This is a genomic window from Variovorax sp. OV084 (genome assembly GCF_900111625.1).
In the GTDB taxonomy this organism is placed as follows: Bacteria; Pseudomonadota; Gammaproteobacteria; order Burkholderiales; family Burkholderiaceae_C; genus Variovorax.
Genome location: NZ_FOII01000004.1, coordinates 86,523 through 106,522, shown reverse-complemented (window position 1 = coordinate 106,522; position 20,000 = coordinate 86,523). Strand labels below are relative to the sequence as shown.

20 protein-coding genes are annotated in these 20,000 nt (G+C 68.2%); 14 read left to right on the top strand and 6 right to left on the bottom strand.

What is annotated here, in order from left to right:
* The first annotated feature begins 40 nt into the window (after positions 1-40).
* The 6 genes from BMW87_RS13315 (at position 41) to BMW87_RS13290 (ending at position 5,069) form a co-directional block, all read left to right on the top strand.
* Complete coding sequence (locus BMW87_RS13315; protein ID WP_093076771.1) at positions 41-970, top strand: LysR family transcriptional regulator; 930 nt, start codon at positions 41-43, stop codon at positions 968-970.
* 144 nt (positions 971-1,114) lie between these two features.
* A complete protein-coding gene (locus BMW87_RS13310) occupies positions 1,115-2,281 on the top strand; it encodes an MlaE family ABC transporter permease (protein ID WP_093053583.1) in 1,167 nt (388 codons plus the stop codon).
* 4 nt (positions 2,282-2,285) lie between these two features.
* Entirely contained in the window at positions 2,286-3,128 is an 843-nt protein-coding gene (locus tag BMW87_RS13305) for an ABC transporter ATP-binding protein (protein ID WP_093053581.1), read from the top strand.
* Between the two features lie 16 nt (positions 3,129-3,144).
* Positions 3,145-4,104 (top strand): MlaD family protein, encoded by a 960-nt coding sequence (locus BMW87_RS13300; RefSeq protein ID WP_093053578.1) that lies wholly within the window; start codon positions 3,145-3,147, stop codon positions 4,102-4,104.
* Positions 4,105-4,130: 26 nt separating this feature from the next.
* Positions 4,131-4,817, top strand: a complete 687-nt coding sequence (locus BMW87_RS13295) for an ABC-type transport auxiliary lipoprotein family protein (protein ID WP_093076770.1) — start codon at positions 4,131-4,133, stop codon at positions 4,815-4,817.
* Between the two features lie 30 nt (positions 4,818-4,847).
* Positions 4,848-5,069, top strand: coding sequence for a hypothetical protein (locus tag BMW87_RS13290; protein ID WP_093053572.1), 222 nt, complete (start codon positions 4,848-4,850; stop codon positions 5,067-5,069).
* A 6-nt stretch (positions 5,070-5,075) separates the two neighbouring features.
* On the opposite strand, the gene BMW87_RS13285 is transcribed toward BMW87_RS13290, so the two are convergent.
* Entirely contained in the window at positions 5,076-5,831 is a 756-nt protein-coding gene (locus BMW87_RS13285; protein WP_093076768.1) for an SIR2 family NAD-dependent protein deacylase, read from the bottom strand.
* Positions 5,828-6,691 carry an IclR family transcriptional regulator gene (locus BMW87_RS13280; protein WP_093076767.1) on the bottom strand — a complete coding sequence of 288 codons (864 nt, stop codon included), beginning with the start codon at positions 6,689-6,691 and terminating at the stop codon, positions 5,828-5,830. The genes BMW87_RS13285 and BMW87_RS13280 overlap by 4 nt, the downstream gene beginning before the upstream one ends.
* 163 nt (positions 6,692-6,854) lie before the next feature.
* On the opposite strand from BMW87_RS13280, the gene BMW87_RS13275 reads away from it, so the two are divergent.
* Genes BMW87_RS13275 through fahA form a run of 6 tightly spaced genes read left to right on the top strand, consistent with a single transcriptional unit; the run spans position 6,855 to position 13,322 of the window.
* Positions 6,855-7,814, top strand: a complete 960-nt coding sequence (locus tag BMW87_RS13275; protein WP_093053563.1) for an MBL fold metallo-hydrolase — start codon at positions 6,855-6,857, stop codon at positions 7,812-7,814.
* A gap of 37 nt (positions 7,815-7,851) precedes the next feature.
* Positions 7,852-9,489 carry an FAD-dependent oxidoreductase gene (locus BMW87_RS13270; protein WP_093076765.1) on the top strand — a complete coding sequence of 546 codons (1,638 nt, stop codon included), beginning with the start codon at positions 7,852-7,854 and terminating at the stop codon, positions 9,487-9,489.
* A gap of 5 nt (positions 9,490-9,494) precedes the next feature.
* The gene (locus tag BMW87_RS13265; protein WP_093054237.1) at positions 9,495-9,695 is read left to right on the top strand and encodes a DUF2783 domain-containing protein; all 201 of its coding nucleotides are present in this window, start codon (positions 9,495-9,497) and stop codon (positions 9,693-9,695) included.
* A 48-nt stretch (positions 9,696-9,743) separates the two neighbouring features.
* On the top strand, positions 9,744-11,054 hold the full coding sequence (gene hmgA / locus BMW87_RS13260; RefSeq protein ID WP_093076764.1) for a homogentisate 1,2-dioxygenase: 1,311 nt from the start codon (positions 9,744-9,746) through the stop codon (positions 11,052-11,054).
* Complete coding sequence (locus BMW87_RS13255; RefSeq protein ID WP_093076762.1) at positions 11,051-12,034, top strand: Bug family tripartite tricarboxylate transporter substrate binding protein; 984 nt, start codon at positions 11,051-11,053, stop codon at positions 12,032-12,034. Before hmgA ends, BMW87_RS13255 begins: the two co-directional genes overlap by 4 nt.
* A gap of 22 nt (positions 12,035-12,056) precedes the next feature.
* Positions 12,057-13,322: a fumarylacetoacetase gene (gene fahA / locus BMW87_RS13250; RefSeq protein ID WP_093053551.1), complete on the top strand. Its 1,266-nt coding sequence runs from the start codon at positions 12,057-12,059 to the stop codon at positions 13,320-13,322.
* Positions 13,323-13,329: 7 nt separating this feature from the next.
* Here the strand turns inward: fahA and mrdA are convergent, their stop codons facing one another.
* The 4 genes from mrdA to BMW87_RS13230 all read right to left on the bottom strand — a co-directional run bounded on the left by mrdA (position 13,330) and on the right by BMW87_RS13230 (position 17,966).
* Entirely contained in the window at positions 13,330-15,300 is a 1,971-nt protein-coding gene (gene mrdA, locus BMW87_RS13245) for a penicillin-binding protein 2 (protein ID WP_093053547.1), read from the bottom strand.
* Between the two features lie 55 nt (positions 15,301-15,355).
* A complete protein-coding gene (gene mreD, locus BMW87_RS13240; RefSeq protein WP_093076761.1) occupies positions 15,356-15,877 on the bottom strand; it encodes a rod shape-determining protein MreD in 522 nt (173 codons plus the stop codon).
* Positions 15,874-16,836, bottom strand: coding sequence for a rod shape-determining protein MreC (mreC, locus tag BMW87_RS13235; protein ID WP_093076759.1), 963 nt, complete (start codon positions 16,834-16,836; stop codon positions 15,874-15,876). The genes mreD and mreC overlap by 4 nt, the downstream gene beginning before the upstream one ends.
* 86 nt (positions 16,837-16,922) lie before the next feature.
* The gene (locus BMW87_RS13230) at positions 16,923-17,966 is read right to left on the bottom strand and encodes a rod shape-determining protein (protein WP_007833435.1); all 1,044 of its coding nucleotides are present in this window, start codon (positions 17,964-17,966) and stop codon (positions 16,923-16,925) included.
* A gap of 216 nt (positions 17,967-18,182) precedes the next feature.
* Between BMW87_RS13230 and gatC the strand changes: the two genes are divergently transcribed.
* Entirely contained in the window at positions 18,183-18,482 is a 300-nt protein-coding gene (gatC, locus tag BMW87_RS13225) for an Asp-tRNA(Asn)/Glu-tRNA(Gln) amidotransferase subunit GatC (protein WP_093053537.1), read from the top strand.
* Entirely contained in the window at positions 18,482-19,999 is a 1,518-nt protein-coding gene (gene gatA, locus BMW87_RS13220; protein WP_093076758.1) for an Asp-tRNA(Asn)/Glu-tRNA(Gln) amidotransferase subunit GatA, read from the top strand. Before gatC ends, gatA begins: the two co-directional genes overlap by 1 nt.
* Position 20,000: the final 1 nt, after the last annotated feature.

The window sequence follows — 20,000 nt, the reverse complement described above, 5'->3', positions numbered from 1 at the left end:
AAGACTGAACTTATTGTTCACAATAGCGAACAATAGAACCATGAAACCCCAAAATATCGAGTCGCTCTGGACGCACCTGCACTGGCTCACGGTGCTGGCGCAACAGGGCAGCTTCACGGCGGCGGCGCTGCGCCTGGGTGTGAGCAAGGCAGCCATGAGCCAGCGCATTGCCGAACTGGAGCGCGCGGCCGGCGCGCCATTGGTGCAGCGCACCACGCGCAGCGTGCGGCTCACCGAGGCCGGCCAGCGGCTGGTGGAAGACATGCGCGGCCCCTTCGAGCAGATTGCCCACAGCTTCGCGGGCGTGCGCGATCTCGCGGGGGTGCCGCGCGGGTTGGTGCGGGTAACGGCGCCGGTGGCCTTCGCGCGCCAGCAGCTGGTGCCGCGGCTGGCCGACTTCCTGCGCGCGCAGCCCGAGGTGCGCCTCGAGCTCGATCTGTCGGACCGGCTCAGCTCGCTGGCGATGGAGGGCTTCGACCTGGCCATCCGCCACACGGCCGCGCCGCCCGACACGCACGTGGCCTGGACGCTGTGCGAAACCCGCTCGGTGCTGGTGGCCAGCCGTGCCTACCTGCGCCGCCGCGGCACGCCGCGCGAGCCGCAGGCGCTGGCGGAGCACGACTGCCTGCACTACCCGCGCGCGCAGGAAACGCCGACCTGGCACTTCGAGGCAAAGGCCTCGGCGCCGCGCATCACGGTGCCGGTCTCGGGGCCGCTGGTCGCGAACAACAGCGAGGCGCTGCGCGATGCGGCCCTGAGCGGGCTTGGCATTGCGCTGGTGCCCGATTTCAGCGCGCAGGCGGCGCTGCAGTCGGGCAAGCTGCAGCAGGTGCTGCCGCAGTGGCGCTCGGTGGGTGCTTTCGGCGAGCGGCTGTATGCAATACGGCCCTACGCCACGCATGTGCCGCAGGCTGTGACGGCCTTTGTGGGGTGGTTGCGTGAAGCCCTGTCCGAGGGCTTTTCAGCGTGATCGCACCTGCCCTGAAGAAAACCTGAAGAAACGGCGTTGTGCCCTACGCAAACGAGGGGTCTGGAGCACCTTCACACAGGATGCACCCGGTTACGATGCGCGATTCCACCCCCGCCTTTGTTAACTTTCCCGCTCACCCGCCCTATGTCCCCTGCCACATCGACTGCCGACGCCTCCGCCGCCGACAGCGCGTGGCCTCGCGTCGAGCAGCGGGAGCAGGAAGGCCGCCAGTGGACGGTGGCCAGCGGCTGCTGGACCACGCTGGCGATGTCGTCCAAGCCGGCATGGCAGGCGCTGGCGAAAAGCCTGGAAACCGCCCCGCCCGCCGACGACCGCGCGTGGGACCTGCGCCCCATCGGGCAGCTCGACCACATCGGCGCGCAGTTGCTGTGGGAACACTGGCGCCACCAGTGGCCGGCCACGCTCGAAATGTTGCCGCAGCACAAGGCCGTGCTCGACCAGGTGGCGCAGTACACCGTCGCCACGCCGGACGAGCCCCCGCCCTCGCTGAGCGACCGCATCCGCGCGTTCTCGCACAACGGGCCGCGCGCGATGTACGTGGTGCGCGACTTCACGAGCCTGATCGGCCAGCTGGCGCTCGACGTGGGCCGGCTGATTCGCGCGCCGCACCGCGGGCCGTGGCGCGATTTCTCGGGGCACCTGTATCAGTTCGGCGCCACGGCGCTGCACATCACGGCGCTGGTCGGGCTGCTGATCGGCGTGGTGCTGGCCTACCTGATCTCGCAGCAATTGCGGCAGTACGGCGCCGAGACTTTCGTGGTGAACATCCTCGGGCTCTCGCTGATCCGCGAACTGGGGCCGGTGCTGGCAGCCGTGCTGATCGCCGGGCGATCGGGCTCGGCCATCACGGCGCAGATCGGCGTGATGCGGGTAACGGAAGAACTCGACGCAATGCGCGTGATGGGCATCCCGCACGGCTTTCGCCTCGTGATGCCGCGCGTGCTGGCGCTGGCCATTGCAATGCCGCTGATCAGCCTCTGGACTTCGATGGCGGCGCTCGCGGGCGGCATGCTGGCGGCCGATGCGGCGCTCAATATTTCGCCCGCCTACTTTCTTTCGGCGCTGCCGCGCGCGGTGCCGATTTCAAACCTCTGGCTGGCGCTGGCCAAGTCGGCGGTGTTCGGCATTCTGATTGCGCTGATCGGCTGCTACTTCGGCATGAAGGTCAAGCCCAACACCGAGAGCCTCGGGCGCGGCACCACGCAGTCGGTCGTCACGTCGATCACCGCGGTGATCCTCGTAGACGCGCTCTTCGCCGTGCTCTTCAAGGGCATCGGATTCAGGGCCTGACACCATGAGCATGCCCGTACGCTCCGACACCTACACCACCGTGGTGGACATCCGCGGCCTGTGGACGGTGTTCCAGAGCCCCGACGGCGAGCAGGTGGTGCACCGCGACCTGCAGCTGCACATCGACCGTGGCGAGGTGCTGTCGCTGGTCGGCGGCTCGGGCACCGGCAAGACGGTGCTGTTGCGCCAGATTCTCGGGCTCGAGAAACCCACGCGCGGCCACGTCGAGGTGCTGGGCCAGGAGCCTGGCGAGCTCAGCGCATCGGGCGCGGCCAACGTGGGCATGCTGTTCCAGCACGGCGCGTTGTTCTCGGCCTTCAGCGTGCTGGAGAACATCGCCTTTCCGCTGCGCGAGCTGAAGCTGCTGCCCGACGAGCTGATCCGCCACGCGGCGCTGGTGAAGCTGCAGATGGTGGGCCTGGGCCCGCAGCATGCGAACAAGAGTCCATCAGACCTCTCGGGCGGCATGATCAAGCGCGTGGCGCTGGCGCGCGCGCTCATCATGGACCCGCCGCTGCTGCTGCTCGACGAGCCCACGGCCGGCCTCGACCCCGAGGCGTCCGACAGTTTCTGCGACCTGCTGCGCGGCCTGCACCGCGAGCTGGGCCTCACGGTGGTGATGGTCACGCACGACCTGGACACGCTGTTCGACCTGAGCACCCGCATCGCGGTGCTGGCCGACCAGAAGGTGATCGTCACCGGCGCGGCACGCGAAGTCATCGCGTACCCGCATCCCTTCATCCACGAATACTTTCTCGGCGGGCGCGGCCAGCGCGCCCTGGAGGCTCTGCACGACAAGCCCGCCGAACAATCTCCGTCGCAGCCCGCCGCCGAGGCGGGCCGCTGAAAGGTAGGTAGCCACCATGGAAAACAAGGCTCACGCCCTCGCCGCCGGCGCCTTCGTGCTCGGCCTGATCGCCGCGCTCGTCGGGCTGGTGATCTGGTTCACACGCGACAACACCGTGCGCAACATCTACGAGCTGTCCACGCGCGACGCCGTCAGCGGCCTGCAGCCGCAGGCCATGGTGCGCTACCGCGGCATCGCGGTGGGCAAGGTGGCGTCGATCGACTTCGACCCCAAGGTGAAAGGCAATGTGCGCGTGCGCATCACGGTCGACGAGCGCGTACCGCTCACCACCTCCAGCTTTGCCACGCTGAGCTACCAGGGCGTGACCGGCCTGGCCTTCATCGCGCTGGACGACAAGGGCGAGTCGACGGTGTCGCTGAAGCCGGACGACGACAACCCGCCGCGCATTCCGCTCAAGCCATCGATGCTGGCGCAGCTGCAGGACCGCGGCGAGGCCATCATCAACCAGGTCGAGGAAGTGACGAAGCGCGCCAACCAGCTGCTGAGCGACCCCAACCAGAAGCGCGCGGCCGAAGCGCTGGAGAACATCGCGGCCGCCTCGTCCAGCGCCAACACGCTGCTCAAGACGCTCGACAACACGGTGAAGACCGGACTGAACCCCGCACTGACGAAGCTGCCCGACACGCTGGCCTCGGTGAAGAAGGCGGCCGGCGACGTCTCGCGCGTGGCCACCAACTTCAACACCACCGTGGGCCGGCTGAACGCACCCGACGGCCCGGTCGAGCGGCTGAGCGACGGCACCAAGGCGCTGGCGCAGGCGGTCGATTCGTTCAACGCGGCGACGCTGCCGCGCGTGAACCGCGTGGCCGACGACACCTCGCACGCCGTGCGCCGGCTGGGCCGCGCGGCGGACAACATCAACGACAACCCGCAATCGCTGCTGTTCGGCAACGGCGGCGCAGTCGCGGGCCCGGGCGAGCCGGGGTTCAGCGCGCCCGCTGCGACGCGGCCCTGAGCAGCATCCAGGGAGGACCATCCACCATGAAGAACGCCATTCGCTCCTTGATGAACCCGGCCGGCATCGCGCTCGGCGCCGCGCTGCTGGTCGCAGGCTGCGGTGCGCTGCCGGACAAGCCCGCACGCACCACGCTGTACGACTTCGGCCCCGGCCTGACGGCGCCTGCTGCTGCCGCTGCGCCTGCCGCGGCCACCCTTCCCACGCTGGCGCTCGCCGAGTTCGACAGCAACTCCCGCCTGGACGGCACGCAGATCCTCTACCGGCTGGGGTACGCCGACGCCAACGAGCTGCGCCCCTACGGCCAGTCGCGCTGGAGCCTGCCGCCCGCGCAGCTGCTGCGCCAGCGGCTGCGCGACACGCTGTCGGAACGCCGCACCGTGCTCGGCCCCGAAGAAAGCGCCACCATCTCGCGCAGCCGGGGCGAGACGCCCGACACGCTGCGCATCTCGCTCGACGAGTTCAGCCACTACTTCGATTCGGCCAGCGCCAGCGTGGGCCTGGTGCGCCTGCGCGCCACGCTGGTCCGCAGCGCGCCCGCCGGCGACCGCGTGCTCGGCCAGCGCACTTTCACCGTGCGCCGCCCTGCTTCCAGCGCCGACGCACCCGGCGGCGTGAAGGCGCTGATCTCGGCCAGCGATGCCGCGATGGCCGAGGTGGTGCAATGGGTGGACCAGCTGCAACAGCAGACACCGCAGCAACCCCGGCAATAGCAGCCATTCAACGGACGGAGGATCGACCCCATGAACGCAACACGCATCGTCGGCATCCTGCTGATCGTGGCCGGCATCGCCGCCCTGGGCCTCGGCAGCTTCAGCTTCACCAAGGAAACCCACGAGGCCAAGCTCGGCCCGCTGGAGTTCTCGATGAAGGAGAAGCAGACGGTCAACTTCCCCACCTGGGCCAGCGTGGCCGTGATCGTGGTGGGCGGAGCGCTGGTGCTGCTGGGCGGCAAGAAGGGCTGATCGCCCTCAGCCCCTGAGGCCTGGCAAGGCTGCCAGCAGCTGTGGCAGCAGGTCTTCCGAGGCGCCGCGCAGCACCACGGTCGCCGCCTCGTCCAGGTGCGGCAGCGGCTCCAGGTTGAGCGTGATGAGCTGCGCGCCATGCGCCAGCGCGGTCTGCGGCAGCTCGGCCGCCGGGTAGACGATGGTCGTGCTGCCGACCACCATGAACAGATCGCACTCCTGAGCGGCCACCTGCGCATCGAGCAGCACGCCTTCGTTCAGCATCTCGCCGAACATCACCACGTCGGGCCGCGCGTGCGAGCCGCAGCGCAGGCAGCGGTGAAAGGGCCATGGGCCGCTGCGGTTGCCACAGCGGTCGCAGCGCCAGCGGCGCAATGAGCCGTGGAGTTCGAGCACGTCTAGCCCGCCCGCCTGGGTCAGCAAGCCGTCGACGTTCTGCGTGACCAGCCGGGTGGCAGGGCGCAGCCTTTGCAGCAGCGCCAGCGCGGTGTGGCCCGGGTTGGGCTGCGCAGACTCGATCAGCGACAGGCGCTGCGCCCAGAATTTCGTGAAGCCCGAAGGGTCGCGCTGAAGGTCTTCGGCATGCGAGAACTGCAGCGCGTTCTGGTTCTTCCACAGGCCGTCGGCGTCGCGGTAGGTCGGGATGCCCGAGGCGCGAGACAGGCCGGCGCCGGAGAAGACGACGATGCGCCGGGCGTTGCGCAGCAGCTCGATGGCCGCGTGGAGAGGAGAAGAAGAGATGTCTGGTGTGACTGGCGTCATCGCTCTGTTCTGAGGGGATTCGCGGCAGGCGGGTTGGCGGTGGCGCCCAGGCGCTGCGACACGGTGTCCGCGCAGGCCTTGAGCGCGCGGGAAATCTCGCCGTCCCACGCGGTATTGAAGATACCGGCAGGGCCGATGGCGGTCACGGCCAGCACGATGGCGCCAGTGTGGTCGAAGACGGGCGCCGCCATGGCGCTCACGCCTTCGATGACCTCGCCGTCGGAGCGGCTGATGCCGTGCGCGCGCACTTCCTGCAGCTGGCCCTCGAAGTCGCTCCACGAGGGCAGCGGCTGCACCGGCGGCATGCCGGCGGCCGGAACGGGCTCGGAGCCCTTGCGCTGCTTCTGGCGCTGGCGCTCGTCCTCGAGCAGCTGGCGCACCGCGTCGGCATCGAGGAAGGCTGCGAACACACGGCCCGAGGCCGTGTTGGTCAGCGAGAACACCGTGCCGTGCCGCATGTTCACGTGCACCGGCGAGGGCGATTCGGCCGTGCGCACGATGGTCGCGCCGCGCGCGCCCCACACGGCCAGCGCCACGGTGTGGCCGGTCTGCTGGGCCAGCTGGGCGATCAGCGGGGTGGCAATGTGCACCGGGTCGGCCTGCTGCAGGCTGATGAGCCCCAGTTGCAAGGCGAGCGGGCCGAGCAGATAGTGGCCGCTGGCACGGTCCTGCTCGATCAGGCCCAGGCGCCCGAAGCTGACCATGTACGGGTGCGCCTTGGCGGCCGTCATATCGGCTTCCCGCGCCAGGTCTTTCAGCGCCATGGGCCGGCCGTGGTGCACCAGCGCGCGCAGCAGCTGGCCGCCGACTTCGATGCTCTGGATGCCGCGCTGGGCGCGGTCGGTGTCACTGGCTGCCATGGCCGGCCTCGCCTTCTGGTCGTTCGTTCATGAAGAAGGGATTAGACATTAACTGATCAGCGGCTTACACTGCGGAAAATTCGTTCACCGCGAATTCGTTCAGATTAGACGAATCCCAAATCCCGAAACTCACCCACCCCCACCCCACAGACGGAGACAACCGATGAGCCAAGCCAAGAAATTCGCCAGCCAGGCCGACATGGAAGAAAAGAAGATCACCTTCAGCCAGATCTCCGAACATGCCTGGGCCTACACCGCCGAGGGCGACCCCAACACCGGCATCGTCATCGGCGACGACTGCGTGCTGGTGGCCGACACCCAGGCCACCCCCGCCATGGCGGCCGACGTGGTGCGCCGCATCCGCGAAGTGACCGACAAGCCCATCAAGTACGTGGTGCTCACGCACTACCACGCGGTGCGCGTGCTGGGCGCGGCGGGCTACGGTGCCGAACACATCCTGGCCAGCCAGGACACGCGCGACCTGATCGTCGAGCGCGGCGAGCAGGACAAGGCCAGCGAAATCGGCCGCTTCCCGCGCCTGTTCCAGAACGTCGAGACAGTGCCGCCCGGCCTGACCTGGCCCACCATGACCTTCACCGGCAAGATGACGCTGTGGCTCGGCAAGCTTGAAGTGCAGCTGATCCAGCTCGGCCGCGGCCACACCAAGGGTGACACCGTCGTCTGGCTGCCGGGCGAGAAGACGCTGCTGTCGGGCGACCTGGTCGAGTTCGGTGCCACGCCGTATGCGGGCGACGCCTACTTCAAGGACTGGCCGCAGACGCTGGACAACATCGCCGCGCTCAAGCCCGCCGCGCTGGTGCCGGGCCGCGGCGCCGCGCTGACCACGCCTGCCGAAGTGGCCGAGGGCCTGACCGGCACGCGCAACTTCATCTCCGACGTGTACGCCAGCGTGCAGGAAGGCGTGAAGGCCGGGCGCGACCTGAACGCGGTCTACAAGGACACCTACGAGAAGCTCAAGCCCAAGTACAGCCAGTGGGTGATCTTCGACCACTGCATGCCCTTCGACGTGAGCCGCGCCTACGACGAGGCCTCGGGCCATGCCGACCCGCGCGTGTGGACGGCCGAGCGCGACATCGAGATGTGGAAGGCACTGGAAGGCTGATTGCGCGAGACGACAGAAGAAGACACGGAGACAACACGTGATCGACTATCAGAGCCTGCGCTTCGACTATCGCCGCCACGCTGACCAGGACTCGGCCACGCCCGCCCGCCACCCGGTGGTGATCGTCGGCGCCGGCCCGGTCGGCCTCGCGCTGGCCATCGACCTTGCGCTGCGGCAAGTGCCCGTGGTGCTGCTCGACAACGACAACACCCTCTCAAGCGGCTCGCGCGCGATCTGCTTCGCCAAGCGCACGCTGGAGATCTTCGACCGCCTCGGCTGCGGCGACCGCATGGTCGACAAGGGCGTGTCGTGGAACGTCGGCAAGGTGTTCTTCCACGACGAGCAGGTCTACCGCTTCGACCTGCTGCCCGAGCCCGGCCACGAGCGCCCGGCCTTCATCAACCTGCAGCAGTACTACGTCGAGGGCTACCTCGTCGAGCGCGCGGCCACGCTGCCGCTGATCGACCTGCGCTGGAACAGCAAGGTCACGGGCATCGAGCAACGCGACGACGGTGCGGTGCTGACCGTGGAGACGCCCGAGGGCGACTACCGGCTGCACGCGGACTACGTTGCCGCCTGCGACGGCTCGCGCTCCAACCTGCGCCAGCTGCTGGGCCAGGAAGCAAAAGGCCGCGTGTTCCGCGACCGCTTCCTGATCGCCGACATCACGATGGACGCGCACCTGCCCACCGAGCGGCGCTTCTGGTTCGACCCTTCGTTCCACCCCGGCCAGAGCGTGCTGCTGCACAAGCAGGCCGACGGCATGTGGCGCGTGGACTTCCAGCTCGGCTGGGACGCCGACCCGGTGGAAGAACGCAAGCCCGAGAACATCACGCCGCGCGTGCGTGCGCTGCTCGACAGCATCGGCTTCGAAGGCGTGCAGTTCCAGATCGGCTGGGCCAGCGTCTACACCTTCGCCTGCCAGCGCATGGAGCACTTCCGCCACGGCCGCGTGCTGTTCGCGGGCGACTCGGCGCACGGCGTGTCGCCCTTCGGCGCGCGCGGCGCCAACTCGGGTGTGCAGGACGCGGACAACCTCGCATGGAAGCTCGCGGCGGTGGTGCGGGGCGACGCGCCCGATGCGCTGCTCGACAGCTACGCCAGCGAGCGCGAGTTCGCGGCCGACGAGAACATCCGCAATTCCACACGCGCCACCGACTTCATCACGCCCAAGAGCGAGGTGAGCCGCCTCTTCCGCGACGCGGTGCTGGAGCTGACCAAGCGCCACGCCTTTGCGCGCACGCTGGTCAACAGCGGGCGGCTGTCGGTGGCCACGGTGCTGCGCGATTCGCCGCTCAACACAGCCGATGCCGAAGCCTTCGCCGGCGTGATGGTGCCGGGCGCCGCAGCGGCCGATGCGCCTGTCGTACGCGCCGATGGCAGCACCGGCTGGCTGCTGCGCGAGTGCCATGTCTCGCAGTTCACCGCACTCGTGTTCGGCCAGGGTGAGACGGCCGAGCGGAGCCTGCAGGCGCTGAAGGCGAGCGACTTTCCGCTGCACGTGGTGCACGTGGAAGGCGGCGGCGCCGACGTCGCACTCGCCACCCGGCGCTACGACGCGCAGCCCGGCACCGTCTACCTGCTGCGGCCCGACCAGCACGTTTGCGCGCGCTGGAGGCGACCCACGGCGGCAAACATCCGCGCAGCCGTCGGCCGCGCACTGGCAAAGGCGTGAACACCATGCAGCAGCAACAGCACCTGACCACCGCACCGAACCTCGAAGCGCCCGACGACTTCTACGAAGCGCTCATCGAGGCGCATCAAGGGCTTTCCACCGAGGAAAGCCATGCCTTCAATGCGCGCCTCGTGCTCGTGCTGGCCAACCACGTCGGCTCGCTCGCCGTGCTGCGCGAAGCCTTCGAGGCGGCGCGTGCCGGCTAGGCTGCACGCATTCCGACCTCCTCATTGCGACTTTCGAAAGAGAAGCCCATGACCCCAGCAACCCCAGCCTCCGAACGGCGCTACCAGAGCGGCTTCGGCAACGAATACGCCTCCGAGGCGGTGCCCGGCGCCCTGCCCCAGGGCCGCAACAACCCGCAGCGCGGGCCCTTCGACCTGTACACCGAGCTGATCTCCGGCACCGCCTTCACCGCGCCGCGCCACGAGAACCGCCGCACCTGGCTGTACCGTCGCCAGCCCTCGGTGGTCTCGGGCCGCTACCAGCCCTACGCGCAGGCGCACTGGACGACCGGCGCCGACCGCGAGATCCCCCTGCCGCCCGAGCCCCTGCGCTGGCATCCGCAGCCACTCGACGGCGCGGCCGACATCGACTTCGTCGACGGCATGCGCACCATCGCGGCCAACGGCGATGCCGAGTCGCAGGTCGGCATCGGCTCGCTGATGTATCTCGCGGGCCGCTCGATGGAGCGCCGCGCCTTCGTCAACGCCGACGGCGAGATGTTGCTGGTGCCGCAGCAGGGCCGCCTCGTCATCACCACCGAACTGGGCGTGCTCGACGTGAAGCCCGGCGAAATCGCGGTGCTACCGCGCGGCATGGCCTTCAAGGTGGCGTTGCCCGACGGGCTCTCGCGCGGCTACGTGTGCGAGAACTACGGCGCGCACTTCCGCCTGCCCGAGCTCGGCCCCATCGGCTCGAACGGCCTGGCCAACGCGCGTGACTTCCAGGCGCCCGTGGCAGCTTTCGAATCGGAAGAAGGCGCCTACGAAATCGTCAAGAAGTTCGGCGGCCGCTTCTGGCAGGCGCCGATGAAGCAGTCGCCCTTCAACGTGGTCGCCTGGCACGGCAACCTGTCGCCGGTGAAGTACGACACGGCGCATTTCATGGTGATCGGCTCGATCAGCTTCGACCATCCCGATCCGTCGATCTTCACCGTGCTGACTTCGCCCAGCGACACGCCCGGCACGGCCAATTGCGACTTCGTGATCTTCCCGCCGCGCTGGATGGTGATGGAAAACACATTCCGCCCGCCATGGTTCCACCGCAACCTGATGAGCGAGTTCATGGGCCTGGTGCTGGGCGAGTACGACGCCAAGCCGGGCGGCTTCAAGCCCGGCGGCGCGAGCCTGCACAACTGCATGGTGCCGCACGGCCCCGACGAGGAAGCCTTCGACAAGGCCACGCACGCCGACCTGAAGCCGCACAAGCTGGACAACACGCTGGCCTTCATGTTCGAGAGCCGCTACCGCTTCATTCCGACGGACTTCGCGCTGAAGAGCCCTGCGCTGGACACCGACTACGCGGACTGCTGGGCAGGACTGAAGGACCAGTTCAAGGCATGAAGAACGCATTCACCCTCACCCGCCGGGCGGCGGCCGTGGCGCTGCTGGCGGCGCCCTTCCTCGTGCACGTCGCACAGGCCGCAGACTTTCCGTCCAAGCCCATCCGCTTCATCGTGCCCTACACGCCGGGCGGCACCACCGACCTGGTGGCGCGCACCGTAGGCCAGAAGGTGTCGGAGAAGCTGGGCCAGCCGGTGCTGATCGACAACCGCGGCGGCGCGGGCGGCAACATCGGCATGGACGCCGTGGCCAAGGCCGCGCCCGACGGCTACACCATCGGCTTCGGTGCCATCTCGACCAACGCGCTGAACCCGCACATCTACAAATCGATGGCCTTCGATCCGCGTAAGGATTTCACGGCCATCAGCCTGCTGGGCACCTCGACCATCGTGCTCGAAGTGCCGGCGGCCTCGGCCATCAGGACCGTGCCCGACCTCGTTGCCGCCGCGAAGAAGAACCCCGGCCTGCCCTACGCCACCGCGGGCGCCGGCACCTCGATGAACCTGGCCGGCGTGATGTTCGCGCAGATGACCGGCACCGAGCTCGTGCACGTCGCCTACAAGGGCAGCGGCCCGGCCATCACCGACATGCTGGGCAACAACATCGGCGTGATGTTCGACAACCTGCCGGCCTCGCTGCCGCACATACAGGCGGGCAAGCTGCGCGCGCTGGCAGTGGCGGGCCCCACGCGCTCGCCTTCGCTGCCCGACGTGCCGACGATGGTCGAAGCCGGGCTCAAGGGCTACGCGCTGGAGCCATGGTTCGGCGTGTACGGCCCAGCGAAGCTGCCGGCGCCGATCGTCAAGGCGCTGAACGAGGCCTTCGTCGAAGCGCTTGCCATGCCTGACGTGAAGGCCAAGCTGGCGCAGGCCGGCTTCTCGCCGCGCGGCTCGACCGCGCAGGAGCTGACCACGCTGACCGAGACCGAATACAAGCGCCTGGGCGATGTGGCCAAGAAGGCCGGCATGACCGCAGACTGAACCAATTCACAGAAAGACATCCATGACCGCACTGAACGCCACCCATGACCCGAAGCTGCGCAGTTGGGTCGCCTCGGCCAATGAAGCTGGCACCGACTTTCCGATCCAGAACCTGCCCCTCGGCCGCTTCCGCACGGCCGGCAGCAGCGAGGCTTTCCGCATCGGCGTCGCCATCGGCGACCAGGTGCTGGACCTGCGCGCAGCGGGCCTCGTCGACACCGACGACATGAACGTGCTGATGAACGCCAGCATCAAGGACCGCCAGGCCCTGCGCGCCGCAATCTCCGCTGGCCTCGCCGAAGGCAGCGACAAGCAGGCCGCGTGGTCGAAGGCGCTGCTGGCGCAGGCCAAGGCCGAGATGACGGTGCCCTGCCGCATCGGCGACTACACCGACTTCTACACGGGCATCCATCACGCGACCACCGTCGGCAAGCTGTTCCGCCCCGACCAGCCGCTGCTGCCCAACTACAAGTGGGTGCCCATCGGGTATCACGGCCGCGCCTCGTCCATCGTCGTGAGCGGCCAGAGCTTCAAGCGCCCGCAGGGCCAGACCAAGGCGCCCGACGCCGCATCGCCGAGCTTCGGCCCCTCGAAGCGGCTCGACTACGAGCTGGAACTGGGCTTCCTTGTGGGCCGCGGCAACGCGCAGGGCGAACCCATTGCCATCGGCGAGGCCGAAGACCACCTGTTCGGCGTGACGCTGCTCAACGACTGGTCGGCGCGCGACGTTCAGGCCTGGGAGTACCAGCCGCTCGGCCCCTTCCTCTCGAAGAATTTCGCGAGCTCGCTGTCGCCGTGGATCGTGACGATGGAGGCGCTGGCGCCGTTCCGCGCGAAGTTCGAGCGGCCCGCGGAAGACCCGCAGCCGCTGCCGTATCTCGACTCGGCATCGAACCGCGAGAGCGGCGCGCTCGACATCACGCTCGAAGTGCTGCTGCAGACCGCGAAGATGCGCGCCGAGGGCGTTGCACCGGCGCTGCTCACGCGCGGCAACACCACCGAGGCCGCCTACTGGACGGCCGCGCAGCTCATCGCTCATCACACGGTGAACGGCTGCAACCTGCAGCCGGGCGACCTGCTGGGCTCGGGCACGCTGTCGGGCCCGAAGCCCGACGAGGCCGGCTCGATGATGGAACTGACGCTGGGCGGCAAGCAGCCGATCACGCTGCCGAATGGCGAGAAGCGCACGTTCCTGGAAGACGGGGACACGCTGATCATTCGCGGTTACTGCGAGCGCGCGGGCGCCGTGCGCATCGGCCTCGGCGAAGTCAGCGGAACGGTGGTCTGAAGGGGTATCAGGGCGCGGTGGCGGGCGTCGCCACGGGCGCCGGCCACGCCACTTCACTTGCCACGCGCGGCTTGCCGATCGGCGCGGTCGCCTTGCCGGTCTTGATGGCCGCCAGGTCGGCCTCGCTCGGGTACTGGTTCGCAAGCCAGTAGTCGAACACCCGGCGCGCGATGGGGGCCGCGGCGCCCGCGCCCCAGCCGGCGTTTTCCACGATCACGGCCACGGCGATCTTCGGGTCGTTCACGGGCGCGAAGGCCATGAAGAGGGCGTGGTCGCGCTGGTGTTCTTCGAGGGCGCGCGCGTTGTACTTGGTGTTCTGCGCCTGCGTTACCGCCTGCGCCGTGCCCGTCTTGCCGGCTGCCTGGTAGGCTGCGCCCGCAAACACGCCGCGCGCAGTGCCGGCAGTGACCACGCTGGTCAGGCCGTCGCGGACCACCGCGACGTTGGCGGCCGAGAAGCCGAGGTTTTCCGCCGGCGGCTGTGGCAGCGGCACCACCTGCCCGCTCACGGTGTTGCGCGTGGCCAGCACGAGGTGCGGCTTGTGCTTCAAGCCACCGTCGGCCACGATGGCCGTGGCCTGCGCCAGCTGCAGCATCGTGAAGGCGTTGTAGCCCTGTCCGATGCCCAGCGAGATGGTCTCGCCCGCGTACCACTTCTTTTGCTCGGGACGCTTGTAGGTGTTGCGCTTCCACTCGGTGCTGGGCAGCACGCCGCGCACCTCGCCACCCAGGTCGATGCCGGTGATCTGGCCGAAGCCCAATGGCTTCATGAAGTCGTGGATCAGGTCCACGCCCATCTCGTTGGCCAGCGAGTAGTAGTAGATGTTGCTCGACAGCTGGATCGAGCGGCGCATGTCGACGCCGCCCAGGTTGCCTTCGGGGCTGCCGAAGCGGTGGCCGCCGAAGTTGAAATAGCCGGGGTCGTTCACCACCACGTTGGGTCCGCGCTTGCCGGTTTGCAAGGCCGCCATTGCCATGAAGGGCTTGTAGGTGGAGCCGGGCGGGTAGGTGCCGCGCAGGGCGCGGTTCAGGAGCGGCTTGTCGAGGGACTCGGTCAGCGCCGCCCAGCTTTCGTTGTCGATGCCTTCGACGAACAGGTTGGGGTCGAAGGTGGGCTTGCTCACGAAGGCCAGCACCTCGCCGGTCTTGGGGTCGATGGCCACCAGCGCGCCGCGCCGGTCGCCGTACATGTCTTCCACCAGCTTCTGCAGCTTGATGTCGAGTGACAGCATCACGGTGTTGCCGGGCGTGGCCGGGTGGCTGGCCAGGCGACGCACGGCGCGGCCGCCCGCGGAGGTTTCCATCTGCTCGACGCCGGTCTGGCCGTGCAGCGTCTTCTCGTAGCTCTGCTCGATGCCGAGCTTGCCGATGTAGTCGGTGCCCTTGTAGTTGGCCTGGTCTTCTTCGTCCCAGTCTTCCATCGCGGTCTTCTCACGCTGGTTGATGCGGCCGATGTAGCCGAGCACGTGCGAGGCCAGCTCGCCCTGCGGGTAGTTGCGGAACAGGCGCGCCTTGATTTCCACGCCCGGGAAGCGGTAGCGCTGGGCCGCGAAGCGCGCCACCTCTTCGTCGCTCAGGCGGGTGCGGATCGGAATGGAGTCGAAGCTGCGCGAGTCTTCGCGCAGGCGCTTGAAGCGGCGGCGGTCGCGCGGCGAGACTTCGAGCACCTGGGTCAGGCTGTCGATGGTTTCCTCGACGTCGTTCACCTTCGAGGGCGTGATCTCCAGCGTGTAGGCCGAATAGTTCGAGGCCAGCACGATGCCGTTGCGGTCGAGGATCAGGCCCCGGTTGGGCACCACCGGCACCACGGCCGTGCGATTGCTCTCGGCCTGCTCGGCCAGGTCTTCGTGGCGCGTGACCTGCAGGTACACCAGCCGCGCGCACAGCAGGCTGAACGCGAAGAGCACCGCCAGGCCAATGACGATCACGCGGCGCTTGAAGCGCGCGAGGTCGGCGGCGACGTTGCGGATTTCGGTCATGGCGGTGGGAGCTTAGGCGCGTGCAGTCGCTTTTGGCAAATGCGGCAGGCAGGGCTTAGAGGGGGCGGTTCTCGTCCGGTTCCGGGGTGCGGCGCTGGGGCGCGAGCAACAACGCCGTGACCAGCGGCCACAGCGCAGCCTCGATGGCGGGCGAGATCAGCACAGACCACCCCGGGAACACGCCGCCGCCGATCATCCGCGTGACGACCTCGATCAGCTGCGACAGCGCAAAGAGCGGCAGCACCTGCAGCGCCTGCGACAGCACCGGATACCAGAGCAGGCGCCGGTGGATGGTGATCGCGAAGAAGCCCAGCGTGGTGTAGGACAGCGCATGCTGGCCCAGCATCGACGACTGATGCACGTCCATGCACAAGCCGAACACGAAGGCCGCGCCGATGCCCACGCGCGCGGGCTGGTGCACGCCCCAGAACACGATCACCAGCGCCAGCAGGTCAGGCATCCAGACCGCGCGGCCGATGGGGATCATGTTGATGAGCAGCGCCACCACGAGGCTGCTCCACATGAAGAGCGGGCTGACGGGCAGCAGGAGCTGCTGCTGGCCTGGACGCTTGATCATGGGCGTGCTCCCGCAGGCTTCTTTTCGTTCTTGCCCGCGCCGGGCTTGCCTTCAGGCCGCTTGCGCTGGGCGGCGGCGGGCGCGGCAGGCGGCGGCGCGGCCGGCGTGCCGGTGGGCTCGAGCACCAGCACGTAGCGCGCAGCCGTCACATGGGCCAGCGGCACGCAGTAGATGCGGGCGAAGGCCGAGTCGGCGCGCCGCTCGATGCGCTCGATCTTCGCCACCGGCAGGCCGGCGGGGTAGATGCCGTCGACGCCGCTGGTGGAGAGCAGGTCGCCCTCCTGCAGGTCGGCATTGGCGGCCATGAAGCGCAGCTCCAGCCCGCCGCCGTGGGCCGAGGCGTCGCCGAAGGCCACGCTACGCACGCCGGTGCGGGTGTTCTGCACGGGAATGGAAAGATCGCGGTCGATCACCAGCGTGACCTCGCTCGTGAAGGGCAGCACCTGCGTGACCTGGCCGAGCACGCCGCGCGCGTCGATCACCGGCGAGCCGGGCGCCACGCCCTGGGTCAGGCCCTGGTCGATGACGATCTTGCGGGTGTAGGGGTCGGCCGCGTCGTAGAGCACCTCGGCCGCGCGGCCCGGCGTGGCCGTGGTCTGGCGCAATTCGAGCAGCTCGCGCAGGCGGGCGTTGTCCTGCAGCAGCGTGTCGGCCTGGGCGGCTCGTTCGGCCTGCATCATCAGCGCCTTGCGGGCGTCTTCCTCGTTGCGCTGCGCGGTCTGCAGGTCTTCGAGGTAGCGCCCGCCCCCCAGCACGGCCTGCACCGGCTTCAGCGCCACCCATTGCACCGGGTAGAGCACCGCGCCGATGGCCGCGCGGATCGGCTGCACGATGTGAAAGCGCGCATCGGCCACCATGAGGAACAGGGACAGCGCGCCGAAGAAGATCAGCTTGCTGAGCGCCGACTGCCCCTGGTTGAACAGGGGTGGCGCTGTGCGATCGAGCGTGCCCAGAGGCATGAATTCAGACCCGGCGGTGGTGCGGAATCAAATAACAAAAAGCCGGCCTGCGCAAGCAGAGGCCGGCCGATGATGGCTTTCGCCTTTTACTCGCTCGTGAAGATGCTGCCGAGACGGTCCATGCGCTCCAGCGCAATGCCGCAGCCGCGCACCACGCAGGTCAGCGGGTCTTCGGCCACCAGCACCGGCAGGCCGGTTTCCTCGGCCAGCAGGCGGTCGAGGTCGCGCAGCAGCGCGCCGCCGCCGGTCAGCATCATGCCGCGCTCGGCGATGTCGGCGCCCAGCTCGGGCGGCGTCTGTTCCAGCGCGTTCTTCACGGCCGAGACGATGTTGTTGAGCGGATCGGTCAGGGCTTCCAGCACTTCGTTGCTGCTGATGGTGAAGCTGCGCGGCACGCCCTCGGAAAGGTTGCGGCCCTTGACTTCCATTTCCTTGACTTCGGAGCCCGGGAAGGCCGAGCCGATGTTCTTCTTGATGACTTCGGCCGTCGGCTCGCCGATCAGCATGCCGTAGTTGCGGCGGATGTAGTTGATGATGGCTTCGTCGAAGCGGTCGCCGCCGACGCGCACCGAGCCCTTGTAGACCATGCCGCCCAGGCTGATGACGCCCACTTCGGTGGTACCGCCGCCGATGTCCACCACCATCGAGCCCGAGGCTTCGCTGACGGGCAGGCCCGCGCCGATGGCCGCGGCCATGGGTTCTTCGATGAGGTAGACGGAGGTGGCGCCTGCTGCTTCGGCCGCGTCCTTGATGGCGCGGCGCTCGACCTGGGTGGAGCCGCAGGGCACGCAGATGATGATGCGCGGACTCGGCGTGAGCAGCGTGCGCGGGTGCACCATCTTGATGAACTGCTTGATCATCTGCTCGGTGATCACGAAGTCGGCAATGACGCCGTCCTTCATCGGGCGGATCGCCTCGATGTTGCCGGGCACCTTGCCCAGCATGGCCTTGGCCTCGCGGCCGACGGCCTGGATCACCTTCTTGCCGTGGGGGCCACCTTCGTGGCGAATGGCGACAACCGAGGGTTCGTCCAGCACGATGCCCTTGTTACGGGCAAATATCAGGGTGTTGGCGGTGCCGAGGTCGATCGCAAGGTCGGTGGAAAAGTACCGACGGAAAGCTCCAAACATGTGCGGAATTCCTCTGAGTACGGCCTGCGCATCGGCAGGTCGTCACTCTATTTTTTGGGTCGTTTGACGGGGTGAATTGATCGTTTTTGGCGCAAAAGCCGGCGCGTTCGCGGGGGTTGCGGCAAAGGCGGGATAATACCCGAATCCCCTCTGATTCCTGTATTAGCACCCGCTTCGGCGTGCGATTACCTTCGCTTTTTTGGGCCGTTCCGACCTATGTCACTCTCCGCTTCCGATATCGAGCGCATTGCCTCTCTGGCGAGGCTGCAGCTTGCCTCCGATGAAAGCGAGCGCATGCTCAGCCAGATCAACGGCTTTTTCGATTTAGTCGAACGTATGCGTTCCGTGGACACCACGGGCGTCGAACCGCTGGCCCATCCGGTGGCCGCGCTCGAAGACATCACGCTGCGCCTGCGCGACGACGTGGTGAGCGAACCCAATAACCGCGAAGCCAACCAGAAGAGCGCCCCGGCCGTCGAAGCCGGCCTGTTTCTCGTGCCGAAGGTGATCGAATAATGAGCAGCGGTGAATTGCACCAGATGAGCGTGGTCGCGCTGGCCAAGGCGCTGGCCGAGCGCAAGGTCTCGGCCGTCGAGGCCTCGCAGGTTTTTCTCGGCCGCATGAAGGCGCACGAGTCGCTCGGCACCTTCGTCGACGTCAATGAAGAAGTCACGCTGGCCCAGGCCCGCGCCGCCGACGCATTGATTGCCACCGGCAACGCACCGGCGCTGGCCGGCGTGCCGATCGCGCACAAGGACATCTTCGTCACCGCCGATTTCGCCACCACTGCCGGCTCGAAGATGCTCGCGGGCTACCGCTCGCCCTTCGACGCCACCGTGGTCAGGCGCCTGGCCGAAGCCGGCGCGGTCACGCTCGGCAAGCTGAGCTGCGACGAGTTCGCCATGGGCTCGGCCAACGAGAACATCGCCGTGCCCGCCGTGGGCCACGACAAGGCCGTGCCCGTGCAGAACCCCTGGAACCGCGAGCGCATTCCGGGCGGCTCTTCCGGCGCCAGCGCGGCTGCAGTCGCGGCACGCCTGGCCCCCGCAGCCACCGGCACCGACACCGGCGGCTCGATCCGCCAGCCCGCGTCGTTCTGCGGCGTGACCGGCATCAAGCCCACCTACGGCCGCGCCTCGCGCTACGGCATGGTGGCCTTTGCGTCGAGCCTCGACCAGGCCGGCCCGATGGCCCGCTCGGCCGAAGACTGCGCGCTGCTGCTGTCGGCCTTCTGCGGCCCTGACCTCGACCGCGATTCGACCTCGCTCGACAAGCCCGCCGAGAACTTCGGCCGCTCGCTGAACGACTCGCTCGAAGGCCTGCGCATCGGCGTGCCGAAGGAGTTCTTCGGCGAAGGCGTGGCGCCCGGCGTGCGCGCGGCCATCGACGCGGCGCTCGCGCAGTACGAGAAGCTCGGTGCCAAGCGCGTCGAGGTCACGCTGCCGCGCACCGAGCTGTCGATTCCCGTGTACTACATCATTGCCGCGGCCGAAGCCTCGAGCAACCTGAGCCGCTTCGACGGCGTGAAGTTCGGGCACCGCACGCAAGCCTCCTACGATCCGAAGGACGAACAAGAGAGAAGCGCGCTCACGCAGATGTACGAACGCACGCGCGCCGAAGGCTTCGGCGACGAAGTAAAGCGCCGCATCATGATCGGCACCTACGTGCTCTCGCACGGCTACTACGACGCCTACTACCTGCAGGCGCAGAAGGTGCGCCGCATGATCGCCGACGACTTCCAGCAGGCCTTCAAGCAGTGCGACGTGATCGCCGGCCCCGCTGCGCCCACCACCGCATGGAAGCTCGGCGAACACGGCGACGACCCCGTGGCCGACTACCTCGCCGACATCTTCACGCTGCCCGCCTCTCTGGCTGGCCTGCCCGGCATGAGCGTGCCCGCGGGCTTCGACGGCGGCATGCCCGTGGGCCTGCAGCTGATCGGCAACTACTTCGGCGAAGCGAAGCTGCTAAATGCGGCGCACCGCTTCCAGCAGGCCACCGACTGGCACGCACGCACGCCGGAGGGCTTTTGAG

Excerpts from the sequence above, each read along its gene's own strand:
- mrdA (WP_093053547.1), bottom strand. The coding sequence starts at position 15,300 with ATGACCGAAATCCGCAACGTCGCCGCCGACCTCGCGCGCTTCAAGCGC.
- BMW87_RS13315 (WP_093076771.1), top strand. The coding sequence starts at position 41 with ATGAAACCCCAAAATATCGAGTCGCTCTGGACGCACCTGCACTGGCTC.
- BMW87_RS13255 (WP_093076762.1), top strand. The coding sequence starts at position 11,051 with ATGAAGAACGCATTCACCCTCACCCGCCGGGCGGCGGCCGTGGCGCTG.
- BMW87_RS13295 (WP_093076770.1), top strand. The coding sequence starts at position 4,131 with ATGAAGAACGCCATTCGCTCCTTGATGAACCCGGCCGGCATCGCGCTC.
- BMW87_RS13305 (WP_093053581.1), top strand. The coding sequence starts at position 2,286 with ATGAGCATGCCCGTACGCTCCGACACCTACACCACCGTGGTGGACATC.
- BMW87_RS13280 (WP_093076767.1), bottom strand. The coding sequence starts at position 6,691 with ATGGCAGCCAGTGACACCGACCGCGCCCAGCGCGGCATCCAGAGCATC.
- mreC (WP_093076759.1), bottom strand. The coding sequence starts at position 16,836 with ATGCCTCTGGGCACGCTCGATCGCACAGCGCCACCCCTGTTCAACCAG.
- gatA (WP_093076758.1), top strand. The coding sequence starts at position 18,482 with ATGAGCAGCGGTGAATTGCACCAGATGAGCGTGGTCGCGCTGGCCAAG.
- mreD (WP_093076761.1), bottom strand. The coding sequence starts at position 15,877 with ATGATCAAGCGTCCAGGCCAGCAGCAGCTCCTGCTGCCCGTCAGCCCG.
- BMW87_RS13285 (WP_093076768.1), bottom strand. The coding sequence starts at position 5,831 with ATGACGCCAGTCACACCAGACATCTCTTCTTCTCCTCTCCACGCGGCC.
- BMW87_RS13275 (WP_093053563.1), top strand. The coding sequence starts at position 6,855 with ATGAGCCAAGCCAAGAAATTCGCCAGCCAGGCCGACATGGAAGAAAAG.
- BMW87_RS13300 (WP_093053578.1), top strand. The coding sequence starts at position 3,145 with ATGGAAAACAAGGCTCACGCCCTCGCCGCCGGCGCCTTCGTGCTCGGC.
- BMW87_RS13230 (WP_007833435.1), bottom strand. The coding sequence starts at position 17,966 with ATGTTTGGAGCTTTCCGTCGGTACTTTTCCACCGACCTTGCGATCGAC.
- BMW87_RS13290 (WP_093053572.1), top strand. The coding sequence starts at position 4,848 with ATGAACGCAACACGCATCGTCGGCATCCTGCTGATCGTGGCCGGCATC.
- BMW87_RS13265 (WP_093054237.1), top strand. The coding sequence starts at position 9,495 with ATGCAGCAGCAACAGCACCTGACCACCGCACCGAACCTCGAAGCGCCC.
- hmgA (WP_093076764.1), top strand. The coding sequence starts at position 9,744 with ATGACCCCAGCAACCCCAGCCTCCGAACGGCGCTACCAGAGCGGCTTC.
- fahA (WP_093053551.1), top strand. The coding sequence starts at position 12,057 with ATGACCGCACTGAACGCCACCCATGACCCGAAGCTGCGCAGTTGGGTC.
- BMW87_RS13310 (WP_093053583.1), top strand. The coding sequence starts at position 1,115 with ATGTCCCCTGCCACATCGACTGCCGACGCCTCCGCCGCCGACAGCGCG.
- gatC (WP_093053537.1), top strand. The coding sequence starts at position 18,183 with ATGTCACTCTCCGCTTCCGATATCGAGCGCATTGCCTCTCTGGCGAGG.